We start from the raw sequence: 22497 nt of genomic DNA on the forward strand, positions 1-22497 counted from the left end.
CTTACTCGATGATGACCAGAGGGGTGCCGAATTCCACAGCATCGCCATCGCCGACCAGAACACGCTTGATGGTGCCCGATTTGGGCGCGTGAATGTGGTTCATGGTTTTCATCGCCTCGACGATCAGCAGCGTGTCGCCTTCGGACACGGACGCACCAACCGAGATAAAGGCAGGCGCGCCAGGTTCGGGCTGCATGTAGACCGTGCCGACCATGGGTGACGTCACAGCGCCGGGGTGGCTGGCCGGATCTTCCTGTGCGGCGGGGGCTTCGGCGGCGGCCGGGGCTGCTGCGGCAACGGGTGCGACGGGTGCAGCCGCAGGAACGGCAACCTGCACCGGGGCGGCAACCGCCTGAGCTGCACGGCTGACGCGGACATTCAGGCTGTCGTCGTCGCCATATTCGCGCATGACTTCCAGTTCGGTCAGGTCGTTTTCGCGCAGCAATTCGGCCAGTGCCTTGATGAACGCCACATCCGCTTCGTGTTTGGTATCTGTCATGAGTGTCCTCGACGGTTCCCCTTTGGCCCGTCTGTTCGCGCGGGCTTTGGTATGATTACGCAGCGTTATAAGCCAAGCGACCGGTCATGAAAAGCGCAGTCTGACAGGAGAAAACGAACCTTTTGCCCCTGCTGCACAGGCAGTTTCGCGTCACAGGGGCATGCCTGACAGTTTCGCCACCAGTTCCGGCAGTTTACGCGCCCCGAATTTTTCAAGCAGGCGGGCGCGATAGGCCTCGATCGTGCGGTAGCTCAGCCCCAGTTCCATGCCGATTTCTTTTGCCGAAAGACCCCGGCAGGACAGGATTGCGACCTCGCGTTCGCGCACGGTCAACTCGACGAGGGGGCGCTCTTCAGAGATATCGGAGAAGCTCCAGATTCCATGGCGAAACGGGTCGTCGGGTGTCAGCGACCGTCCTCGCGCCCGGCACCAGAACAGATCGCCATCGCGCCGACGCATCACCCGTTCGTCGGTATAATAGCCGGTGCTGCGCATCACCTGCAGGCTGCGTTCCCCGATCCGTTCCCAATCAGCGACCGAAGGGTACAGATGCAAAAGCGGCATGTTGCGATAATCGACTTCCTCGCCCCCGAAGGTGCGTGCGAATTGCAGATTGCACCGCCGGATGATCCGGTTTTCCAGTTCAACCAGACCAATGGGGGCGTATTCGAATGCGGGGTCGCTCATGGTCTTATGGTGCCGGGAATTGAGGTGGATTAGAAGGGGCCTTGCGCAGTCGCCGGATATTCTGCGCCATCGTGCTTTTTGCCGTCGGTGTCAAAGCTGTAAATCCATAGTGAAAAGTACGACTTAACTGAATGCAAAAAATAGAATAATCTGAAAACAACTGGATCATTCGCAACGCTCAGGAGGTGGAGCTATGCGCGACACTCTTACCGGAAGCCGCATACGTGAACGGCGCCAGATTGCCGGGCTGCGGCAGGCTGAACTGGCGCGTCGTGTCGGAATTTCTGCGTCCTACCTGAACCTGATCGAGCACAATCGCCGCCGGATCGGGGGCAAATTGCTGGTCGATATTGCCGGGGCACTGGCGGTTGAGCCATCGCTGCTGACGCAGGGGATCGAGGCTACGCTGATCTCGGCCTTGCGAGAGGCGGCGGTTGATGCGGTCGGGCAAGAGGCTGAGGTTGACGGGCTTGAGGAATTCGCCGGGCGCTTTCCGGGCTGGGCGGGTGTCCTGGCGCAAATGCATCAGCGGGTGATCTCGTTAGAGCGCACGGTGGAAACCCTGTCAGACCGCCTGACCCACGACCCGCATCTGGCGGCCGCGATGCACGAGGTTCTGTCGACGGCAGCCGCGATTCGCTCGACGGCGGGCATTCTGGCGGACACGCAGGACATTGATGCCGAGTGGCAGGAGCGGTTTCACAAGAACCTTCATCAGGATGCCGAGCGGTTGGCCGACAGCTCCAAGGCGCTGGTGACCTATCTGGACGAAAGCGACTCGGCCACGGACCCGCGGGGCGTACCCTTGGAGGAGGTCGAAAGCCATTTTGCTGCACGCGGTTACAGTTTCCCCGAACTCGAGGAGGGCGGGTCCGCCGATGTCAATCTGGACGGGCTGAACACAACCGCCGCGCGCACCGTGGCGCGCGAGGTTCTGGACCTGTGCGCACAGGACGCAAGGGCGATGCCGCTTGCCCAGCTTAAAAAGCTGATGGAGGAGAAAGAGCCGGACCCAATCGAACTGGCCCGCCTGTTTTCGGTCGATGTTGCAACGGTTCTGCGGCGGTTGGCCTTTCTGCCGGAAAGTGTACTGCACCGCCCGGCCGGGTTGGTTCTGTGCGACGCATCCGGCAGCATCCTGTTCTTCAAGCCGCTTCCCGGTTTTGTTCTGCCGCGACATGGAGAGGCCTGCCCGTTATGGCCGCTGTTCACCGCGTTAAGCCGTCCCTTGGTACCGGTTCGAAAGCAGATCGCGCAGCTTGGGCGCAGTTCGGCTGAATTTGAATGCCACGCCTATGCCTGGCTTCATTCAACGCCCGGATACGATCAGGACCCTGCTTATCGCTCGGCGATGTTGGTGCGCCCGGTCGGGGATGGGGTACAGGGTGTCGCCTCGACCCGGGTTGGGGCAAACTGTCGGGTGTGCCCCAGCAAAGACTGTGCATCCCGGCGCGAGCCTTCGATTCTAAACGAAGGCTTTTGACAGTATCCTGACTGAGCGCTTAATCTGGCGGTGGCAGCGGGCTTTGTGCGCCAGTTGCCATGGGGAGGAACTGCAAATATGAGCCGCAAGGTTCTGTTGATCGAGGATGAGCCGAACATAGCTGAGGCAATCCGATTTCTGCTGACCCGCGAAGGGTGGCAGGTTGAAACACATGCCGATGGGGCAGACGCCGTTCAGGTGATCCGGACAGCGAACCCGGACCTTGTGATTCTGGACGTCATGCTGCCCGGGAAAAGTGGCATGGATATTCTGCGCGACTTGCGAGACCTGGACGACATGCAAAGCCTGCCGATCCTGATGCTGACCGCGCGCGGACAATCCAGGGATCGGGAAATGGCCGAGAATGCGGGTGTCAGCCGCTTCATGACCAAGCCCTTTTCCAATGCAGAGGTGCTGACTGCGGTGCGGGATCTGCACGCACAGGCATCCCGATTATGAGCCCCCCGGAAGAGACCGACCCCAAGCCAAAAGGCACACGCCCCTCGCTGTTTCTGGGACGCCAAAGCTATCGCCGCCGCAGGCTGACCGACGCGGCGCGGTTGTTGCCTTTCATGGGGGCCGCGTTGCTGGCGATCCCGCTGCTGTGGCCTGACCGGGCGTCCGGGGATCAGGCGGTGCCGTTGTCTTCGGCGATGTTCTACATCTTCGTCTGCTGGGGTTTTCTGATCGCCGTTGGCCTGATCTTTGGCCTGACCGCCCGTCGCCTGGGCATGCGCGGCGACTTTGACGCGGACACCGAGTGATGGCCACGCTCAACATCCTGATCCTGGTCAGTTTGGGCTATGTAGTGCTGTTGTTCGGCGTTGCCTTTGCCGCCGACCGAATGGCTGCGGCAGGGAAGGGGAAGTGGCTACGCTCACCTCTGATCTACACGCTGTCCCTGTCGATCTACTGCACCGCCTGGACGTTTTATGGTGCGGTCGGCAACGCGGCCCGATCCGGGTTGGAATTTGTGACGATCTATCTGGGCCCGACGCTGGTGATGGTCAGCTGGTGGTGGGGATTGCGTAAACTGGTCCGCGTCGGGCGCAGCCAGCGGGTGACATCCATCGCGGACCTTTTGTCGTCGCGTTATGGCAAATCCAATACGCTGGCGGTCTGCGTCACCATTCTGGCCGTTCTGGGCGGCACGCCCTATATCGCCCTGCAGCTTCAGTCGATCACACTGTCCTTCTCGATCTTTGTCGAGGCTGATCCCTCGGGCCTCTATCGCGGCGGGTCGAACGTGTTCTGGGTTGCCGCCGGGCTGGCCGTCTTTGCCATTCTGTTTGGCACCCGAAATCTAGATGCGAATGAGCGCCATCATGGCGTGGTCATGGCGATTGCGGTTGAATCCGTGGTCAAGCTGTTTGCCCTGATTGCGGTTGGTGTCTTCGTTGTCTGGGGCATTGCTGGCGGCATCGGTCCGATGATGGACAAGATTGATGCGTCCGAGATTGGCCAGTGGCATGTGGATGCCGGGCGCTGGACCACCTTCATCTTTCTGTCTGCCGCCGCCTTCGTCTGCCTGCCACGGATGTTTCAGGTCATGGTCGTGGAAAACGACGACGAAGGCCACCTGAGAACCGCCGCCTGGGCCTTTCCGCTGTATCTGCTGTTGATGAGCTTGTTTGTCGTCCCCATCGCTGTCGTCGGGCTGGACCTGTTGCCGCCCGGATCAAACCCGGATTTGTTTGTTCTGACGGTGCCGCTGTCTCAGGGCAATGACTGGCTGGCCATGTTGTCCTTTATCGGCGGGTTTTCCTCGGCCACATCGATGGTGATCGTGACGGCCATGGCCTTGTCGACGATGGTATCGAACCATGTGGTCATGCCGATCTGGCTGAATACCCATGAAAGCGCGGGCTCGGTTTCAGGCGATGTGCGCAACATCGTTTTGATGGCGCGGCGCGTATCCATCGCGGTTATCATGGCGCTGGGGTATTTCTACTACAGCCTGTCCGGGGGTGGCGCGGCGCTGGCCTCGATCGGGTTGATCGCCTTCGCCGGTATCTCACAAATTCTGCCCGCTCTGGTCGGTGGCCTGTTCTGGCGAGGGGCGACGCGGACGGGCGCTTTGGTTGGGCTGTCGGTCGGGTTTGTTCTGTGGATTTACACGCTGCTTCTACCCGGGATGGGCGGGGCTTGGATGCCGCAGTCGGTGTTGGACTACGGGCCGTTCGGGATCAGCTGGCTGCGCCCGCAGGCGATGTTCGGCATCGAAGGAATGGACCCGATGGTCCACACCGTGATGTGGTCGATGTCCCTGAACACAATCGCATTCTGCGTTGCCTCGCTGCTCAGCTTTCCCAGCCCGCTGGAACGCCTGCAAGGCGCGCAGTTCGTCAACGTCTTTGATCATTCCGTCGCCCCGCGCGGGTGGACCGGATCGGTGGCGCAAAGCGAAGACCTGATGATCATGACCCAGCGGATTCTGGGCACAGGTCCCGCGCAGGAGTTCTTTCTGGCCGAAGCGGAACAACAAGGGGCCCGTTCGCACATGCCCGAACCGACGCCGGGCTTCCTGAACCGGCTGGAGCGGGAACTCAGCGGTTCCGTCGGGGCGGCGACGGCCCATGCGATGATTGGCCAGATCGTCGGTGGCGCGTCGGTGTCGGTCGAGGATCTGCTGGCTGTGGCCGACGAATCCGCTCAGTTGCTTGAATATTCCAGCCAGTTGGAAATGAAATCGGCCGAGCTGAGCCGTACCGCCCGTCAACTGCGTGAAGCGAACACAAAGCTGACGCTGGTGTCTGAACAAAAAGACAGCTTCCTTAGCCAGGTCAGCCATGAATTGCGTACGCCGATGACGTCGATCCGAGCGTTTTCCGAGATCATGCGCGACACCGAGGGGCTGAGCGCCGAAGAGCAAACGCGCTATGCGGCGATCATTCATGACGAGGCGCTGCGACTGACCCGATTGCTGGACGACCTGCTGGACCTGAGCGTTCTGGAAAACGGGCAGGTCAATCTGAACATGGGTGAAGGCACTTTGCGTTCAATTCTGGATCGCGCGGTGTCCAGTGCCCTGGCCGGGTCGGACAGGGGCCTGACCGTGCGTCGCAGCCGGACGTCCGAACGCTTTGCTCTGCATACCGATCTGGATCGGTTGGGGCAGGTGTTTATCAACCTGATCTCGAATGCGCAAAAATACTGCGATGCGGACGAGCCTGTTCTGACTATCTCGGCCCATGATGTCGGCGGGCGCTTGGTGATCGATTTCATCGACAACGGCGGCGGCATCCCCGCCGAGGCGCAATCGCTGGTTTTCGAGAAATTCGCCCGTGTCGGCGCCGACAAGGCCGGGGGCGCAGGGCTGGGTCTGGCGATCTGCCGCGAGATCATGCAGCGACTGGGGGGCGAGATCACCTATCTGCCGGGGCAGGGCGGGGCCGCATTTCGTGTCAGCCTGCCGCTGGCCTATCAGCAGGCGGCGCAGTAGGGGTCGTCTAAAGAACTTCGTAACACTCGCCGGGTTACACCAGTGGTCAGGGACACGACAAATTGGTGAACTTTGGGCATGGCACAGACTGTGAATGCGGCTTTGGCGCGCAAGCTTTCAGCGGGGCGGGAGGATTTGAAGAACCGGCCCCGCTCGATTCTGCGGGCCTTGCGTCTGGGTTTTGCGCGGGCCGCAGCGGATCGGCTGAACCTGCCCTTGGCGGTTATCGGGGCCAAACAGTCCAACCAGCCCGCTGCCGATCTGGTTGCGGATGTGGGCGACGATTGGTTGCTGTTGTTCTTCCGGGGTCCTGACGGGGTTGCCGCAGCTTGTCTGGACCCGAACACTGTGTCGGCAATTGTGCAGACCCAGACGATTGGACAGCTCTCCGCCACACCGCCCGAGGCGCGCGCCTTCACCAACACCGATGCGGCAATGGTTGCACCTTTGGTGGAAGAAGCGTTGGTCAAGGCTGCGGAACTGGCCGAGATGGTAGAGGAAGAGGTCGACCTGACCGGTTACGAGTACATGGCCCGCGCCGGGGATTTGCGGTCGCTTTGCCTGACACTGGTGGAAGAGGTCTATTGCGGTTTCGAACTGACAATCGATCTGGCCGGAGGGGTCCGGCAGGGCCATATCGCAATCCTGTTGCCTCAACGCCCCTGCGACGTCGAAGAGGATGCCGGGGCGCAACCGGATGCGGGGGCACGCCTTGAGCAATCCTCGGGCGTTGTGCGGGCCGAGTTGAACGCCGTGCTGTGCCGTATGAATGTGCCGCTGTCCGATTTGTCAGGGCTGGGGATTGGTGACGTTTTGCCCTTGGAACGGGCCCGTCTTGATCGCACCGAGGTTCTGGCGATCGATCGCACGCGGGCTGCAGTGGGGCGACTTGGGCAAAGTGGCGGTCTGCGGGCCGTCCGCATCAATGAACACGCAGCTTTGCCCGCCCTGTCCGATATTGAAGCACAAGATTTCATCGCAAGCCGCGCCGGGACGCCGAACCGGGGCGCTGACGCAGTGGATGTCACCCCATATCCCAATGTCACCGAAATTCCCGATCCGCTGGACACCGATCTTTCATTTGCGGATTCGGATCAGATGGTCGCGGAAATCTCGCAACTGGCGGGCCTGACCGGCCCGGATGATGGCGCAGATCCGATGTGACCGAAGGGCCGCAAGATCACTCTGCGTTGTTGCGAATTTGATCCAGGGCTGGGCGCAGGTTTTCCAACTGGTAGCCCGCGTTGGTTGTTGCGGTGAGAATCTCATCCGTGCTCATCCGGTCGCACTGCCCAAGCGCCCAGACGACCGAGCAGCGTGTACCGGACGCGCAATAAGCCAGCACCGGGCCGCTGCAGGTCTCGGCCATGTCGCGCTGACGCGACACGTTTTCAGGTGTCATTGTCTGATGGGTCAGTTCCAGAACTTCATATTCCAGACCCGCTGCACGCACGGCTTCGCCGATTGCATCCGACTGCATGTCAGCCGGAACTTCGGCATTCGGACGGTTGCAGATCACCTTGACGAAACCGGCTTCGGCGATGGCCGGAACATCCTCGACCGTGATCTGGGGTGAGACGGCGTAGCGGGGGGTAATAGGTCGAATCTCCATGCCAATTCCTTAGGCCGCGTTTGCAGCCCTGTCTAGCTGTGGCCCCACGTGAGGGGCGAGGAACATTCCCGTGATCATGGCCAGCAGAAACACCACCCCGCCGCTGCCGCCAAAGCTGAGCGAGGCCAGCGCCGGACCGGGGCACAGCCCCACCATGCCCCATCCCATCCCGAACAAGATCGAGCCCACAATTAACCTCCGGTCAAACTCGGCGCGCGTCGGGGCCGGAAACTCACCGCCTGCCATTGGGTGCCGTCCGGTCGTAAGACGCCATGCAAGGATCATTGGCAGGATTGCACCACCCATCACAAAGGCAAGGGTCGGGTCCCAATCCCCGAAAACGTCCAGCCAGCCTTGCACTTTGGTCGTATCGGTCATGCCAGAGACCAGAAGGCCAATGCCAAACAGGGACCCGGCAAGTGCTGCGATCAATACTCGCATCATGCGATCCCCAGAATATGCCGCAAGCCCAGCACGGTCAGCCCGCCTGCTGCAATGTAGATCAACGTGGCCACGATCCCACGCATTGAAAACCGGGAAATGCCACACACGCCATGCCCCGAGGTGCAGCCATTGGCAATGCGCGTACCGACGCCCACCAACAGCCCCGCCACAATCACCAGCACCAGATTGCCGGTCAAATGCGTTTCGGCCCCCGGTGCGATCCATGGCCGCAGCAGCAAGGGCATCCCGATCACCCCGGCGAGGAAAGCCAAACGCTCGACCGCTTCGTTGCGCGCACTGCCATCGACCAGCCCACCCAAAATGCCGCTGGCACCCATGATGCGGCCATTGCCCAACAGGTATACCGCGCCGCCAAGGCCAATCAGCACACCGCCAATCAAGCCCATCACCCAAGCCGTCATCATGTTCGATTGATCCCTTTGTTAAAGCTTGTTGATCGGCAGCTTCAGCATCACATCGCCCTGTTCATCTGCCGGCGGCATCTGACCTGCGCGCATGTTGACCTGCAAAGACGGCAGGATCAGGCGCGGCATTGCCAATGTCGCGTCGCGCGCATCCCGCATTTCGACAAACTCTTCGATGCTGCGCCCCTGGCCGATGTGGATGTTCAGCGCCTTCTGCTCACCCACCGTGGTTTCCCAGGCATATTCATCGCGCCCGGGGGCTTTGTAATCGTGTCCGACGTAAACGCGAGTATCATCGGGCAAAGACAGGATCTTTTGGATTGAGGCATATAGCGTAGATGAGGAACCGCCCGGAAAATCGCATCGCGCGGTGCCGAAATCGGGCATGAACAGCGTATCCCCGACAAAGGCCGCATCCCCGATCACATAGGTCAAACAGGCAGGCGTATGACCCGGCGTGTGCAGCACGTCGCCGCGCATCTGCCCGATGTGAAAGCTGTCGCCTTCCGCAAACAGGGCGTCGAACTGGCTGCCATCCCGCTGAAACTCGGTCCCTTCGTTGAAAACTTTGCCGAAGGTGTCCTGCACGGTCACGATCTGGTCGCCAATTCCGATCTTTCCGCCAAGCTTATCCTGCAAGTAGGGGGCCGCCGAAAGATGGTCGGCATGCACATGGCTTTCCAGGATCCATTCGGTCCTGAGCCCCTGGGACCGGACGTAGTCGATAATCTCATCCGCCGATTTGGTCGTGGTACGACCGGATGCGTGGTCAAAATCCAGAACACTGTCGATGATGGCACAGGCCGCTCCATCGGGTTCGTTCACCACATAGGACACCGTGAAGGTTTGATCGTCAAAAAACGCTTTCACATTTGGGGTCATGGGGTCCTCCGCTCCTGTCCATACTTCATATATTGACCATGGAATGTGTTGCAATATCCGATTTGGTTTTTGATGTCCGTCAAGGCAGGTTTGATTAATTTGGCTTAAACTTTAACCGTACCGCGCCGGATTGCCGAAATTGACGGACTCTCCGGCGGGTTTCCGCACAGTATCAGAGTAATCTGTTCCGGTCTTAATCCCGTTACCTATATCGGAGATACTGGCATCACTGGGGAGGAGCGATATGGAACCGAAATCCATCTATTCCGAAGTCGAGAAGCTTGAACAAAAGCTGGAAAACGCGTGCCTGGATACGCGTCTGGCTCTGCAACCAAGTGTCAGCAAGATTGTCGATCATATGCGCCGACAGGGCATGCATGTTCCATCCCGCCTGCGTCGGTTGGATTCCGCTTTGTGCGAAGATGCAATGGAAGCGCGGTTCGACAATATGCCGATCTAGCGCCGGGCGGTCATCCGAAGGAGATCCCGAGGATGACCAGCATCAAGCCAATCACGGACAGAAACAGGGACCCCAGGTTCCATGGCAGAACGCCCTGAACCACGGCACGCAATTCATCATCCGACAATCCGGCCTTGCGCGCCTTCATCACGCGCAGAATGCACCAGACCAGTCCGGCAAGCCCGGCCAGTGACAGGGCGGCCCCGCCCCAGGTGATGACTTCAAACATGGCGCCCCAAAAAGTTGCTGCGAATTGAACCTGCGCTTACTGGATCGCACCGGCACAGACAAGCCCGGTGACGGATTGGGTGCTTGCGACCTGCGCGGACCCGATGTATCCGCGAGGTAACTGCATCCAATTCAAGCCTTAGGGAAAGACGTCGATGGAAGATATGACCGAAGATCAGGCCACCGCAAATTACCGCGTAACCGCTGGCGAATTGCGCCAGTTTATCGAGCGGTTCGAGCGTCTGGATGCCGAAAAGAAGGACATCGCCGAACAGCAGAAAGAAGTGATGGCCGAGGCCAAGGCCCGTGGCTATGACACCAAGGTCATGCGCAAAGTGATCGCGCTGCGCAAGCGCGACAAAGACGACATCGCCGAAGAAGAAGCGGTTCTGGAGATGTATAAGGAAGCGCTGGGGATGTAACCCGGCCTAGACGTCCAGAACCCGAATGTTTGGCAGGGTTCGGATTTTCGCCATATCCTGCGCGTAAAGTTCTGAAAACGCGCTGACGATATCTGCGTTCCAGCCCGGCAGATCCAGTTCCTCTTCGATCTGGTCGGGCTGCGCATAGTCTTCAAACAAGGCGATCAACTCATCGCGCGAGGCAAGCTTGGCCCCCGATTGTTCCTGTTGGATCAGCGGCAGAAGCTGGTGTTTGCCTTGCTCGGTCAACAAAGAGGCCAGCAGCGTATGCTCGCCCTTTATCGCAACGTCATTCCCCAAACCGGCCATGGCACGCACGATGTCGCCCCAGATCAGGGGTGTGTCCTCGTTTTCCCACAGCGTGATCTTCACGTTGGGCGCCAGATCGCTCAGGTCTTCGATCATGCTGACCCAGCTCAGGCAGCTCAGGTCCGTGGTGTCCAGAATTGACCGCGCGCGGTCAGGGTCCATTGCCGTCAGAATCTTCGGAATGAACGATCCCGGGTTCATCAGCCCGGCAAAAACCTCGACCTCTGCCCCTTCCAGAACCTCTTGCGAGTATGCAATGCGCCGTCCGGCAAACGGATACATCTGGCCATGTTGCAAGGCAGTCTTGATCGGGCCAAAGAATTTCTCGCTGGACACGATCAAACGCCCGAAACCCGAGGTATCTGGCAGAAGCGCCCGCAACTGATCCCGGGTGTCGGCGAGAGGCAGGTTTTTCAGGATCGAATCCGACATAATCCTTTCAAAATGCCGACACTTGCGCGGCCCCAGCGGAAAAGCCCCGGTCTGAGTGATGACGCCTTTGTTGGCGACCAGCGAGTCCAGCAATTGCCCTTCATCCGTGAAGGCGACCCCAGCGTGAATGACTACCTGCATATTTTCCTTGCGCCCAAAGGTTTTGCCAAGCGTTCCTCGACCTGCATCACATAGAACGAAGCCCGCCGCTTCGATAGGTTGAGTTTCACACAATCGCAGAAATTTCGGCAATCCCCAACCGAATGCTGAAATTCCGACTTGCAGTCCTGTTCCGAAGGCAGTAATCGGCAGCCAGTGCCCCTATAGCTCAGCTGGTAGAGCAACTGATTTGTAATCAGTAGGTCCGCGGTTCGAGTCCGTGTGGGGGCACCACTATCACGCCTCAGAACAATTTACCTGATTTCAATGGGCTGCCATCCCTAAAAATCGGGGTAAATTGCAGACAGTTTTGATATTCAAAAGTGATTATAGTGTGAACAACAAGCCGCTTCATCCGCACGATTAACACCGCAGTCAGGTCTGCCGCACGAGTTTGCGGAAAACTGTGCCACTAACCCTCTTGATAAAGGTCGGTCGCCTCGCAACGCCGTCCAAATTTTGCAGCTTTGAGCACAGATGATTTGTTAGTACGGTGCTACCACAGACGCAGTCATTCAGTGTGTTAAGCGATGAAAATCAACGCTCTACTTGTTTCCGCGCTGCTGGTGAGCAGCGGGATTGCCATATGGGGGATTATTGACCCTCAAGGGCTGGGGTCCGTCTCGGCCAGCATCGTGGCGGTGCAGTTCGAAAGCCGAGGTTGGTTTATCATGCTTGAAGCCAGCGCGCTTTTGTTGCTGGCGATCTACCTTGCATTCTCCAGGTTCGGCTCGATCAGAATTGGCCCTGAAGGATCCGAGCCCGAGTTTTCCACGCCCGCGTGGATTGCGATGCTCTTTGCGGCGGGTATGGGGGTGGGGTTGCTGTTTTTTGGCGCATCCGAGCCGCTGACGCATTTCTCGGTTATTCGCGCGTTCAGCCCGGATTCTCAAGCGGCAAGTCAGGCTATCTTTGTCACCTATCTGAACTGGGGTTTTCACGCCTGGGCGATATACGGGGTCGTCGGGTTGATCATTGCCTATTTCGCTTTTCGACGAGAACGCTCTTTGTCGCTCAGCGCGCCAGTTTTGGATGTGTACGGAGACAGGGCCTGGACCCGTGCATTGGCTTGGGTGTTCGATTTTTTGTCGGTTGTCGCCATTGCAGTCGGCTTGGCGGGTTCTTTGGCCATGGGCGTGTTTCAAATCCAGACAGGTTTGGCTGGGGTCCTTGGAATACCCAACTCGTTTTACCTGACAGCGCTCATATTTGTCGTCATGTGCGTTGCCTTCCTCATCCCGCTCAGACGGGATCTGGGCGAGGGGATGTCCAAACTGTCAAATCTGGCGATGAGTATCGCGATCATCCTGTTGGTCTTTCTGTTGGTTGTCGGGCCCACGTCTTTTGCAATGAACACGATCGTTTCAGGGTTTGGGCGGTATGTTTTCAACGTCCTTCCCGCCGGGTTTTCGACAACCGAGTTTTTTGACCAAACCATATCGACCTGGTTCCAGGACTGGACACTGAATTACATGATCTGGTGGCTGGCATGGTCCCCGTTTGTGGGCATCTTCATTGCCAGAATTTCACGCGGGCGAACGATCCGAGAGTTTTTGACCGGCGTCATTATTGCGCCAACGCTGTTTTCAATCTTTTGGTTCGGTGTTTTCGGCGGGATCGGCATTTTCGACGTGCTGCAAGGAAACGGACAGTTGTTGGAGGTCAACGACCAAAGCCTTGATGCGACGACCTTTGCGTTGCTTCAACAGTTTCCCCTGCAATATGTGACGCAGTTGGCGACAATTGCAGCGGCGTTCCTGTTTGTTGTGACCAGCGTTGTCAGCGCAGGCTTTACGCTTGCAATGATTGGAACAGGCGGGGACGAAAACCCGTCGCCCGGCATTCGCACAATCTGGGGCGCGGTGCTTGGGGCCCTTGGTCTGGCCATGATCTTTGTGAACGACGTTTCTCTGGTCCGGTCGATCATCGCGCTTTCAGCCATCGCCTTTGTTTTTATCGTTCCGGTTTTGGTGATTTGCCTTCTCAAGTCTCTGTCAAAGGAGGTTTTGAAATGACTGGCACAATTGTCGATACGGTTCTGAACGTTACCGTTTTTGTGTATATCGGCTTTCTGATCTGGCTGGCGCTTTATCGTGTTTGACTAAGGACGGCAGGCAACACACCTGTCAGGTGTTTGTCGACATCTGCCGTTTCTTTTCCGGCCAGAACTCATCCACCACGACATAGGCAACGATCACAAAAATCGCAGCACTGGCAACTTGCAAAACGCGGGTGATGCTTTTGACGTCGGCCTCATCCGAAAACGGAGAGATTGATCCACCATAGACGATCAGCACCGTTGTCAACGCCGAGCCTGCCGCGGCGGCGAGCGTAGCCTGAGATTTTCCGAGTGCTCCAAGCGTTATGCAGAAGAAAAAGCACAGCAGAATTGGCGTCAGAATAATCGGGGCGATGACGTTGATTTCGTAGCAAAGGATCGACACTGCCGCACCCAGCAGGTTTGCCGTCAGCATTGCCTTGGCCACGGTTTTGCCCGCGGCAGGCATTGCCGCCAGCTGCTGGCTGAGAAGTGCCACAAAGAACAGAACCAGCAACGCCGATGCGCCGGACACAAAGAACGCCAAGGCAAATGGAACCGTGACAAGCGACATTCTGACAATCCGGCGGTGCGGGTCAAAGTCAGTTGGGGGTGCTGCTTTTTTCTCGGCCGCTGTCTGGGGTGCGGCTGGTATCAATACAAACATCAATGTCGAAACGAACCCTGCAAACAGCAGGTTCAGTGGTATCCAGAACACTAGCACCAAAGCCAGATCCTGGGATTGCAGCGCAAGGTTGGGGATCATCAATGCCCCCATCAGGGCGATGACTCCGGGCAGAACACCTGCGCCGGATACCGACCAAATGAACGACAGGATAATCCCGATGGCCACCAGAATGAGGAAAACCACCGGATAGGGCGCGAAGGTCGATGACAAAAGGAAGGAAATGAACATCAACCCAATCGAGAAGACAAACAGCTTCGCGAAGGCCGCCAGTGGCAAAGCGGCTGGGGCCTGAAGAAACAGGGCCGTGAACACGGCCCCGACAACGGCCAGAGGCCACCCCAGAAACAGCCCCAGCGCGAAGACGCCAGTTACACCCAGCGCAAGTCTGTGTACTGCGCGCCGATCCTCAGTACGCATAGGACAGGATCGAAACCGCGCGAATGTAGGCGCGGCCCACCGCGTTCAGCAGAGAACTGTCGCTAAGGTACATGATCACGTCGGCTTGCCCGTTGAGCTGAAAGCGCAGGTCATCCTCGGTGCTTCCGGCCTCGTAACCCGGCAGCACGATACGGACCGGGAAGCGCTCGGGTTCGCGAAGAAACCCCTTGGTGCTTGGGGGGCTGGCCAGTTGACCGGGTGTGTCGCCGCCGCTTAGGGAAACGGCTGCGCTAAAGCTTTCGATGACGCCGGGAACAATTTTGCCGGGATGCATGTCCAGCACCACATCTACAGGCGATCCAACCGACGCCCGACCCAGGTTGTTTTCGGTAAAATACGCCTCGATCCAGACATCCGTCGCATCCAGGAAAGTCAGCAGGTCCTGCCCGGATCGGGCATAAGTTCCGGGTGCGATCAGCAGATTTGAGATCACGCCTGTCGCCGGGGCGCGCAGTTCCGTCCATTCAAGGTTAAGCTCTGCATCCGCCAACGCGGCCAACGCGCGCTGAATCTTCGGGTTTTCAATGCCCTCGTCGCCGAGCCTCTGCTTGGCTTTCTCCAGATCTGCTTTGGCGTTTTCAAAATTCGCCTCGGATTCGGCCAGTTGCCCCCGCGCATCATCTGCTTTCGAAACGGCAATCAGCCCTTTCTTTTCAAGCGCAAAAACGCGTTCTGTCTGGATGCGCATGGTGTCCAGATCACTTTGCGCCCGTGCCAGTTTGGCCTGAGCGGCGCTGACCTCTGCCGACGAAGCGCCAACCTCTTGTGTTGCGGCTTCCAGGTCCGCTTCGGCTTTGTCGCGGTCAATTTCGTATGGTCTGGGGTCGATCCGAACCAGTACATCTCCGGCCGAGACGACCTGACCATTTTCGACCAAAACCTCGATCACCGTTCCGGTGACTTGCGGGACGATCTGGGTTGCAACGGCCTTGACCCTGGCGTTTCCCGTAAATGGCGTTTTTCGATCAGCAACCAGATACCAGACGAGAAGAACCAAAATGACGGCCAGCGTCGTCCATATTGTCTTCCTCATTGCGCCGCTCCGTCCGCGGCGTCATTGCCTTCCGGCGAGGCATCGATCCAAACCTTGAACAGTTCGTAGAAAACGGCAAACAGAACCGGTCCCATGAAGATGCCGATCAATCCATAGGCCATCATGCCGCCGAGAACGCCGATCAGGATCACCAGCATAGGCGTTTCGAGACCTTTTGAGATGAAGACGGGCCGCAGGAAGCTGTCCATTATCGTTGTGGGAATGGCCAGAATGGTGAAGGCTAGGGCCGCACCACCTGACATCGAACTCCACGCGTAGATGATGACCGGTAACAGAACCAATCCCGGCCCGATCTGGATGATCGAGAGGATCAGGCAAATGAATGCCAGTGTCGCAGCAGAAGAAATCCCGAACAGTGCCAGCAAAATCCAGACAACCACGGCCTGAATGGCTGCAACACCGATGACACCTTTGGTCACATTCCGGATCGTCGCCCCCGCCAGCGTCACGAATTCGCCGCCTCGCGGCGCGAACACCCGGTTGGCAAAGCGCTGAAGACCTTGCACCAAAGTCGGTCCGGGGCTGAACAAGCCCCCCATGATCAACACCGAAAGGGCAAGACCCAACAACCCGATTCCGATGCCCAGAACCTTTCCGAACAGCGATTTTGTGATCTCAAGAATCTGCGCCCCGTATTTTGCAAGCGCACCATCCAGATTCCGTTCAAACAACCCCCAGACTTCGGCAATTCTTTCTCCGATCAGGGGCAAGTCCTTGATGCTGTCCGGGGCAGGTGGAATTTCCAATTCGCCTCTGTCAGCCTGTTCGGCAAACTCGGACCCAAGTTCAGCAGCCCCCGACACCGCAGTGGCAATCGGCCCCAAGGTCAGCACAAGGCCAAGCAAAACCAGGATCGTTGCGGCAAGCGACTTTCGCCCGCCCAGCTTGGACTGTAGCCAATCGAATACCGGGTAAATCGCCACACAAAGGATCGTGGCCCAGATCACCACACTTGCCAGCGGGGCGATCATTACCAACGCGCTGTAAAGGAATAACCCGAGAAAGAGCAAACGTATTGCGAGATCGACGATCTTGGCATCTTGTGTCTTTTCCATTCCATCCCTCCGTTCATTTGTTAACAATACACTCAAAAAACTCAATATGAATATCTTTTGTGAATTCCGTGCTTTGGTCGTAGTTTGGGCCCTTGCGCCGCCTTGGACGGCGATCAGCCTAATCAATAAAGTCCAACCTTCAGGCGACCTTGCTGCGCTTGTATCCTACGGCGTTTTTTGGGTGACTATTCGTCGTCCTGAGACAGGATCGTGTTTGCGATTGTCGTCGCCGCAGCCACAAAGATGCCCAGACCTACGATGATGTAGGCCATCGTAAAGATCTTCCCTGCCGCAGTCTGAGGGTAAAAATCGCCAAACCCTACGGTCGAGATTGTCACGACAGAAAAGTAGATGGAATCCAGCCAGCTCCAGCCTTCAACATAGTGGTAGAAAACAGATGCCCAGAGGATCATTCCCAGTGTGAAGGCAAGCAGGCTTTTGACCCGGCCGTCCCGAAACGCGACACCTATGCCCCGTGTAATTCTTTTCAGTGAGTTCATTGGTCCCTCATATATATTGGAAATCGTATATATCATTAATTTGATGATATAAGAAACCGGGACGAGTTGGCCGTCAGAACCGTCAGAAAGATCGCGCATAAAATGACTGTTCGTTTTCAAAAAAACCCAAAAGGGCGGGTGTTTCCGTTTTTTGGTGCTGGACTGCCCGGCATCACGGTAACGCAGGTGTTCACGCGGACCGAAGTTGATTCCTGTTTGATTAAGTCACTGGAAATTTGCAACTTATCGCTAAGGTGCGCCCAGTGCTCGGAACATCAGCAGAGCCGCGTATTCAAGTGTCGCACGTGGAATTGGCCCAGCCACACAGTGCATCGAAACCAAAGGAGTAGAACGTGCGTTTGATTTTCAAAGGCGTTTTGATTTGCTGCGCGATTGCGTTTGTTGCTGTTTTGGCGGCTTGGCTGTTCCTGTCCTCGGCGCTGTTTTCTTCGCTTAGGACCGGTTTCGTTGAAAACCTGATCTCCAAAAAACTTGGTCAGGACGTCTTGATCGAGGACGAGGTGCGTTTGGGCCTTGGTCGGCAACTGCAGGTCTCGGCGGCGGGGCTGGTGCTTCCCGGTTCGTCCGGGACTGACGTGAATTTGGCGGCCATCGACGCGATTGAGTTCAAAATCTCTGCCCGCGATCTTTGGAACAGCAAGCTGTCGCTCAGCAACCTTGCCATATCGGGTATTCACTTGAACCTGATCACCGACAAAGACGGAAATGCGAACTGGCAGTCGCTTTCTACGGTGGAAACCGAAAAGCCTGAGAACTCTCAAAAACCCTCTGTCGGCGGAATTCTGGCGGATCGTCGAGTTGACCTGAGCGACGTCACCATACTGTACCAGAACGGCCTGAACGGACTTGATCTGGATCTGCGGCTTGAGGATCTGGTGCTGGCGCGTGATGAGGGAACGAACACCGCGTCTGCCGTTGGGACCGGTTCCCTAAATGGCGAGCCGTTTGACCTGAATGGGACATTCCCCGCGGAAGACCCGTTTCAGATGGCATTGGACTTCGAACAGATATCGATTGCGGCTGAACAAATCCCCCAAGAGAACGGGTTTCAGTTCAAGACGACTGTGGAGATTGCAGAACTTGGACAGCTTCTGGACGTGCTGAAACTTAACCGCGTGCTGGAAGGGTCGGGCAATGTGGCGGCAACCTTCAAATCGGCTGACGGCGTCGCCCGGATTGATGATCTGAGCGTATTGGCTGAATTGGATGGCGGGCAAAGCCTTTCGCTGACGGGCCAAATCGGAGAGTTGGGGAACCCCGCAGATGTGTCGCTGACAACCCGTATTCGGCTTTATCCCGAAGATGCGGAACCGGTCCCTGCGGCATCTCGCTATGACCTCAAGCTTATTGCGGTTGATATGGTTATGGACAGCGTGCCGGGGCAGGTGCCTCAGCGGCAAATGGTCATTAAAACCAATGGGTTCACGCTGGACACCGCAGGTGAAGGGCCGCCGCCGGTCAAATTTTCGGAACTTTCCAGAACGCCGGACGGTGCTTTGCGGGTCGGAAACATAAATCTGCGGATCGGGAACCCGGCTGATCCGTTTGTCATTTTGAATGGATCAGTTGATGACGCGCTGCAACTGCAAGGCGTATCGGCCGAAGGTCTGATGGATATTCCCGCCAGCAGCTTGATCTCGCCCGAACTCATGGGGCCAGACGATCAGCTTGGCCGGTTTTCGGGCGATTTTCATTTGAACGGGGACATTAATCAACTTTCACTGACCAACCTTGATGGCAAGACGAGCGAAACAGATGTCTGGTCCCTTGAGGTGCACGGCACGGTTAAGAATGTCCTCAAGTTCGAAAACCTGGATCTGGCAATCGATGTTGATGTTCCGTCCGGTGCAGACCTGATGGCTGCATTGTCGCTGGACCCCGTTGAAACCGGGCGCGCGCGCTTTGGGATCGATTTGGTGAGCGAAGGCACCGATTGGAATGCAAACGCCAGCGTCGAACTTGCCGAGTCCGTATTGCTCGTGAAGGCCGATCTTGATGACGCGACAAGCGATCCTGTGCTGCGGGGCGCGATTGAAAGTGACCTGATTAAGATCGATCAACTGCGTGATATCGTTCAGGCCGCCGCGCAATTGAGAAAGCTTGGCAGCGCAGCGCAGGATGTCGAAGACGCCAGCGCCGAAGCCGATGGACCCGGCGCATTGAGAGATGTGACGCTGAAACCCATCGGACGTTCCATTCTTCTGTCGGGTATTGATATCGATGTTGATATCGACCTTCGGCATATCGAAGGTGCCAAAGGCGTCAGCAGCTTGCAAAGCGAACTGACGCTCGACGAAAACGAGCTTCGCGCCGGTCCGCTGGCATTTGAATATGGCGGGGCCCAGTTCGACGTAAGTGGGCAGATGGATCTTTCGGATGAGGCGCATCTGCTGACCCTGACCGGCAAGGCGGGCGGTTGGCAGTTAGACGACATCCTTCACACCCTGAACTTCAAAAAGGGCGCAAGCGGCACGATCTATGCGGATTTTTCGGTGACCGGAGGAACCGAGTCCGCCAAACACTTTGCCAGCACGATGAGCGGCAGTGCGACGGTTTCCATGCGCGACGGGTCAATCGAAACGCAGTTGTTGGATTTGGCAGGGCTGGGCGTTTTGCCCTGGGTATTCTCCAAGGAAAAGCAGAAGGTCGCGCCAATCGTATGTCTGCGCGCACCCCTCAGCATTTCGAACGGCAATATTTCAACCAAACAAACCACGTTGGAAACGGATCAGGTTCAGGTCGTCGTCTTTGGCGGTGTCAACATGGCCGACAAGGCCATGGAGCTGAACCTGCAACCGCGCAAGATAGGCGAGCCGCTTTCGCGCAGCCCCTGGCCGGTCACGTTAAAAGGCCCGTTGGCCAAGCCGAAGGTCAAGGTCAAGGACGGGCCAAAGCGGCTCAAGCGTTCCGACGGTGCGGATCAAATGCCGGCGCAGCGGAAGCTTTGCATTCCGGATATCCTGCAATTGCAGTAGCGATGCGGTGGAAAAATCAGTTGGGCGCGGGCGTGTTCGAAATCTCGCGATTTTACCACATTGCCTGAGCTTACCGCATTGTTTTCATTTATTCGCGCCTGTAATGAAGGCGGACGGGGTTCGCCCCTGATCACGACATGCCCGCGTGGTGGAATGGTAGACACAGGAGACTTAAAATCTCCAGGCGGAAACGCCGTGCCGGTTCGAGTCCGGCCGCGGGTACCAATCTTGTTTCGATCAGAGCTTTAGCAACAAGTTCCGACATCTGTTTTCGGCGCAACCCAAGCGATCTTGAGGCTACACCTTCCAGTTTTTGCATGTTAGCCTTTTTCAAAAGGCAAGAAATCACGAGGTGCATATGCCGGTTACAGTGAAAGACATGATGGCGGCGGCCAACGCTGTCGTCCCACGGGTTGATATGGTCAAGGCGCGCGAGCTGATCGAACACGGCGCGTTACTGTTAGATATTCGCGGCACTGCTGAGGTGCAGAAAACCGGCCGGGCAAAAGGGGCGGTGCATATACCCCGTGGAATGCTCGAATTCCGGGCAGATGAAGGCCTGGAGTCTCATGACCCAAACATGCGCAAAGACCGGCCTGTTGTGATCTATTGCGCCTCCGGCGGTCGCGCCGCTTTGGCGGGCAAGCTGTTGAAAGATATGGGCTATGAACAGGTGTTCAATCTGGGCGGTTTCGCCGACTGGGTGAATGGCGGCGGCGAGGTCGAAGACACCTGAAGCATGGCCTGCCCGATCAACACACGGCGATTGGTTCAGGCGTTCAGAAACGCCCGGACGGCGGCTTCGAACTCGCGCGGTTTTTCGGCATGCAGCCAGTGTCCGGCACTCGGAATTTTGGCAAAGCGCGCACCGGGAAATAGCGCTCGGATTTTGTCGCGGTGTTCCGGCAGGACGTAGTCAGACGCGCCGCCCGACAAAAACAGGGCCGGGCCATCCCATGCGCCATCCAGCTCTGGAAAGCTCATGATGTTTGGCATCTGATCGGCCAGCACATCCAGGTTCAACAGCCACCGTTTCCCAGCGACATCCAGCGATTGGGTGAAAAAGCTCTGCAGTGCTTTTTCAACGCCTTGATCCGCCAGTTGCAGTTCCGCATCTGACCGTCGGGTGATCGTTGAAAAATCGACTGCCCGCATCGCCTCGATGAACTGAATCTGGCTGTGCCCATAGGCGACCGGGGCGATATCGGCGACCACAAGCTTGCGCACCAGCGCGCCGTGCCGCAAGGCCAGCGTCATCGCCGCTTTGCCACCCATGGAATGCCCCAGCACATCGACCGGGCCACCGACATTTTCGATCACCTGCGCGATATCCTCGGCCAATGCAGAATAGTCGTGCCGGGGGTCCCAAAAGCTGTGCGCATGGTTTCGCATATCCACCGCAATAACCTGCCGTTCATCCGACAGCCTTCGCGCAATCACACCCCAGTTCCGGGCCGATCCATACAAGCCATGAGCGATTATAAGGGGCGGCAGCGCAGTGGGTTCGCCGTGAATGATCGTGTTCAGCATAGCTGCGTGATACCGCCCTTGTTCCAAAACAGCCAGCCCCATTGTCGCGCGCAGCATCAAAGGCTAGTGTCGCGCGTCAGGAGGGGCCATGGCGCAAGACACCGACATTCAGGACAGGATCGCGGAAACCGTTGCTTTGCTGCGGGCCAAGCTGGGTGTGCGGGACAAAACGCTCGAGGCATCGATCCGCCGCGCCCGACACCGTTTGCCGCGCCGGGTGTTCAAACAGGCGATGATTCTGGCCAGGGCCGAACAGATGGCGGCGCACCCCAAACTGCGCCGCGTTCTGGATACGCCTGCCTTGACGAAAGCCTCGGACGAGGTTCAGTCGCACCTGACGGCGATCAATCTGGCGGATCGGCGCTGGGGGTGGTTCCTTGGCATGTTGGGCGGTCTGGCCTTCAACTTGCTGGCCTTGACCGTGTTGGTTCTGGTGTTTCTTCTGTGGCGCGGCTTGATCTGATCGCAGGTTTTGTCCTTCGCGCGGCGCTTGCCCTAGCCTTTTCTTCGCATGTTTGATGTGTGCCAAAAGGGGCGGGAACGTCTACTGAAAAAAAAACGGCGCCCGTTCTGGGCGCCGTTCTCTTTTTTCATGCCGATCCGATCACAGGTTCGGATAGATGGGGAACTTGGCGCAAAGGTCTGCGACCTCGGCTTTGACCTTGGCCTCGACGGCGCCGTTGCCGTCTTCGCCATTGGCGGCCAGACCGTCGA

24 protein-coding genes and 2 tRNA genes are annotated in these 22497 nt (G+C 57.8%); 13 read left to right on the plus strand and 13 right to left on the minus strand.

The features are described from left to right. Position 1 precedes the first annotated feature (1 nt). A complete protein-coding gene (gene accB / locus ACR0AC_RS14805) occupies positions 2-499 on the minus strand; it encodes an acetyl-CoA carboxylase biotin carboxyl carrier protein (protein WP_170520700.1) in 498 nt (165 codons plus the stop codon). 150 nt (positions 500-649) lie between these two features. Continuing rightward, positions 650-1186, minus strand: coding sequence for a LuxR C-terminal-related transcriptional regulator (locus ACR0AC_RS14810; protein ID WP_170454086.1), 537 nt, complete (start codon positions 1184-1186; stop codon positions 650-652). A 193-nt stretch (positions 1187-1379) separates the two neighbouring features. On the opposite strand from ACR0AC_RS14810, the gene ACR0AC_RS14815 reads away from it, so the two are divergent. The 5 genes from ACR0AC_RS14815 to ACR0AC_RS14835 all read left to right on the plus strand — a co-directional run bounded on the left by ACR0AC_RS14815 (position 1380) and on the right by ACR0AC_RS14835 (position 7275). After that, positions 1380-2669 carry a helix-turn-helix domain-containing protein gene (locus ACR0AC_RS14815; RefSeq protein WP_480580400.1) on the plus strand — a complete coding sequence of 430 codons (1290 nt, stop codon included), beginning with the start codon at positions 1380-1382 and terminating at the stop codon, positions 2667-2669. Positions 2670-2747: 78 nt separating this feature from the next. Next, entirely contained in the window at positions 2748-3128 is a 381-nt protein-coding gene (locus ACR0AC_RS14820) for a response regulator (RefSeq protein ID WP_170623657.1), read from the plus strand. Continuing rightward, positions 3125-3433, plus strand: a complete 309-nt coding sequence (locus ACR0AC_RS14825) for a hypothetical protein (protein ID WP_170623655.1) — start codon at positions 3125-3127, stop codon at positions 3431-3433. The genes ACR0AC_RS14820 and ACR0AC_RS14825 overlap by 4 nt, the downstream gene beginning before the upstream one ends. After that, complete coding sequence (locus ACR0AC_RS14830; RefSeq protein WP_170623652.1) at positions 3433-6111, plus strand: sensor histidine kinase; 2679 nt, start codon at positions 3433-3435, stop codon at positions 6109-6111. Before ACR0AC_RS14825 ends, ACR0AC_RS14830 begins: the two co-directional genes overlap by 1 nt. Before the next feature lie 78 nt (positions 6112-6189). Then, positions 6190-7275 (plus strand): FliM/FliN family flagellar motor C-terminal domain-containing protein, encoded by a 1086-nt coding sequence (locus ACR0AC_RS14835; RefSeq protein ID WP_480626775.1) that lies wholly within the window; start codon positions 6190-6192, stop codon positions 7273-7275. 16 nt (positions 7276-7291) lie between these two features. Here the strand turns inward: ACR0AC_RS14835 and ACR0AC_RS14840 are convergent, their stop codons facing one another. From ACR0AC_RS14840 to ACR0AC_RS14855, 4 genes are read right to left on the minus strand one after another with little or no spacing between them, the layout of a single operon-like run. Next, on the minus strand, positions 7292-7723 hold the full coding sequence (locus ACR0AC_RS14840; RefSeq protein WP_170454074.1) for a TIGR01244 family sulfur transferase: 432 nt from the start codon (positions 7721-7723) through the stop codon (positions 7292-7294). A gap of 9 nt (positions 7724-7732) precedes the next feature. Next, complete coding sequence (locus ACR0AC_RS14845; protein WP_480626867.1) at positions 7733-8164, minus strand: DUF6691 family protein; 432 nt, start codon at positions 8162-8164, stop codon at positions 7733-7735. After that, positions 8164-8592 carry a YeeE/YedE thiosulfate transporter family protein gene (locus ACR0AC_RS14850; protein WP_170623649.1) on the minus strand — a complete coding sequence of 143 codons (429 nt, stop codon included), beginning with the start codon at positions 8590-8592 and terminating at the stop codon, positions 8164-8166. The genes ACR0AC_RS14845 and ACR0AC_RS14850 overlap by 1 nt, the downstream gene beginning before the upstream one ends. 18 nt (positions 8593-8610) lie before the next feature. Continuing rightward, on the minus strand, positions 8611-9474 hold the full coding sequence (locus tag ACR0AC_RS14855; RefSeq protein ID WP_170454070.1) for an MBL fold metallo-hydrolase: 864 nt from the start codon (positions 9472-9474) through the stop codon (positions 8611-8613). Between the two features lie 244 nt (positions 9475-9718). Between ACR0AC_RS14855 and ACR0AC_RS14860 the strand changes: the two genes are divergently transcribed. Further along, the gene (locus tag ACR0AC_RS14860) at positions 9719-9934 is read left to right on the plus strand and encodes a hypothetical protein (protein WP_170454068.1); all 216 of its coding nucleotides are present in this window, start codon (positions 9719-9721) and stop codon (positions 9932-9934) included. Between the two features lie 10 nt (positions 9935-9944). Here the strand turns inward: ACR0AC_RS14860 and ACR0AC_RS14865 are convergent, their stop codons facing one another. Next, the gene (locus ACR0AC_RS14865; protein ID WP_170454066.1) at positions 9945-10163 is read right to left on the minus strand and encodes a hypothetical protein; all 219 of its coding nucleotides are present in this window, start codon (positions 10161-10163) and stop codon (positions 9945-9947) included. Between the two features lie 154 nt (positions 10164-10317). On the opposite strand from ACR0AC_RS14865, the gene ACR0AC_RS14870 reads away from it, so the two are divergent. Continuing rightward, positions 10318-10584, plus strand: coding sequence for a DUF2312 domain-containing protein (locus ACR0AC_RS14870; protein ID WP_170454064.1), 267 nt, complete (start codon positions 10318-10320; stop codon positions 10582-10584). Positions 10585-10590: 6 nt separating this feature from the next. Here ACR0AC_RS14870 and ACR0AC_RS14875 read toward each other — a convergent pair whose 3' ends face one another. Continuing rightward, positions 10591-11466 carry a hypothetical protein gene (locus ACR0AC_RS14875; protein ID WP_480874415.1) on the minus strand — a complete coding sequence of 292 codons (876 nt, stop codon included), beginning with the start codon at positions 11464-11466 and terminating at the stop codon, positions 10591-10593. Positions 11467-11642: 176 nt separating this feature from the next. On the opposite strand from ACR0AC_RS14875, the gene ACR0AC_RS14880 reads away from it, so the two are divergent. Further along, positions 11643-11718 (plus strand) — tRNA-Thr (locus tag ACR0AC_RS14880). 296 nt (positions 11719-12014) lie between these two features. Continuing rightward, positions 12015-13499 carry a BCCT family transporter gene (locus tag ACR0AC_RS14885; RefSeq protein ID WP_480874417.1) on the plus strand — a complete coding sequence of 495 codons (1485 nt, stop codon included), beginning with the start codon at positions 12015-12017 and terminating at the stop codon, positions 13497-13499. Positions 13500-13610: 111 nt separating this feature from the next. On the opposite strand, the gene ACR0AC_RS14890 is transcribed toward ACR0AC_RS14885, so the two are convergent. The 4 genes from ACR0AC_RS14890 to ACR0AC_RS14905 all read right to left on the minus strand — a co-directional run bounded on the left by ACR0AC_RS14890 (position 13611) and on the right by ACR0AC_RS14905 (position 17257). After that, positions 13611-14627, minus strand: a complete 1017-nt coding sequence (locus tag ACR0AC_RS14890) for a DUF2955 domain-containing protein (protein WP_480580444.1) — start codon at positions 14625-14627, stop codon at positions 13611-13613. Next, complete coding sequence (locus ACR0AC_RS14895) at positions 14617-15681, minus strand: HlyD family secretion protein (RefSeq protein WP_480580446.1); 1065 nt, start codon at positions 15679-15681, stop codon at positions 14617-14619. The genes ACR0AC_RS14890 and ACR0AC_RS14895 overlap by 11 nt, the downstream gene beginning before the upstream one ends. Continuing rightward, positions 15678-16757 (minus strand): AI-2E family transporter, encoded by a 1080-nt coding sequence (locus ACR0AC_RS14900; RefSeq protein ID WP_480874421.1) that lies wholly within the window; start codon positions 16755-16757, stop codon positions 15678-15680. The genes ACR0AC_RS14895 and ACR0AC_RS14900 overlap by 4 nt, the downstream gene beginning before the upstream one ends. Before the next feature lie 185 nt (positions 16758-16942). Beyond that, positions 16943-17257 (minus strand): potassium channel family protein, encoded by a 315-nt coding sequence (locus tag ACR0AC_RS14905; protein ID WP_480874423.1) that lies wholly within the window; start codon positions 17255-17257, stop codon positions 16943-16945. Positions 17258-17610: 353 nt separating this feature from the next. Between ACR0AC_RS14905 and ACR0AC_RS14910 the strand changes: the two genes are divergently transcribed. The 3 genes from ACR0AC_RS14910 to ACR0AC_RS14920 all read left to right on the plus strand — a co-directional run bounded on the left by ACR0AC_RS14910 (position 17611) and on the right by ACR0AC_RS14920 (position 20989). Continuing rightward, on the plus strand, positions 17611-20253 hold the full coding sequence (locus tag ACR0AC_RS14910; protein ID WP_480874426.1) for an AsmA family protein: 2643 nt from the start codon (positions 17611-17613) through the stop codon (positions 20251-20253). Between the two features lie 139 nt (positions 20254-20392). After that, positions 20393-20478 (plus strand) — tRNA-Leu (locus ACR0AC_RS14915). Between the two features lie 133 nt (positions 20479-20611). Continuing rightward, positions 20612-20989 carry a rhodanese-like domain-containing protein gene (locus tag ACR0AC_RS14920; RefSeq protein ID WP_480874428.1) on the plus strand — a complete coding sequence of 126 codons (378 nt, stop codon included), beginning with the start codon at positions 20612-20614 and terminating at the stop codon, positions 20987-20989. A gap of 35 nt (positions 20990-21024) precedes the next feature. On the opposite strand, the gene ACR0AC_RS14925 is transcribed toward ACR0AC_RS14920, so the two are convergent. Continuing rightward, positions 21025-21825 (minus strand): alpha/beta fold hydrolase, encoded by an 801-nt coding sequence (locus tag ACR0AC_RS14925; protein ID WP_480874442.1) that lies wholly within the window; start codon positions 21823-21825, stop codon positions 21025-21027. 46 nt (positions 21826-21871) lie between these two features. Between ACR0AC_RS14925 and ACR0AC_RS14930 the strand changes: the two genes are divergently transcribed. Beyond that, on the plus strand, positions 21872-22246 hold the full coding sequence (locus tag ACR0AC_RS14930) for a hypothetical protein (protein WP_170525142.1): 375 nt from the start codon (positions 21872-21874) through the stop codon (positions 22244-22246). The last annotated feature ends 251 nt before the right edge of the window (positions 22247-22497 follow it).

It is taken from the genome of Ruegeria sp. H7 (assembly GCF_056532945.1).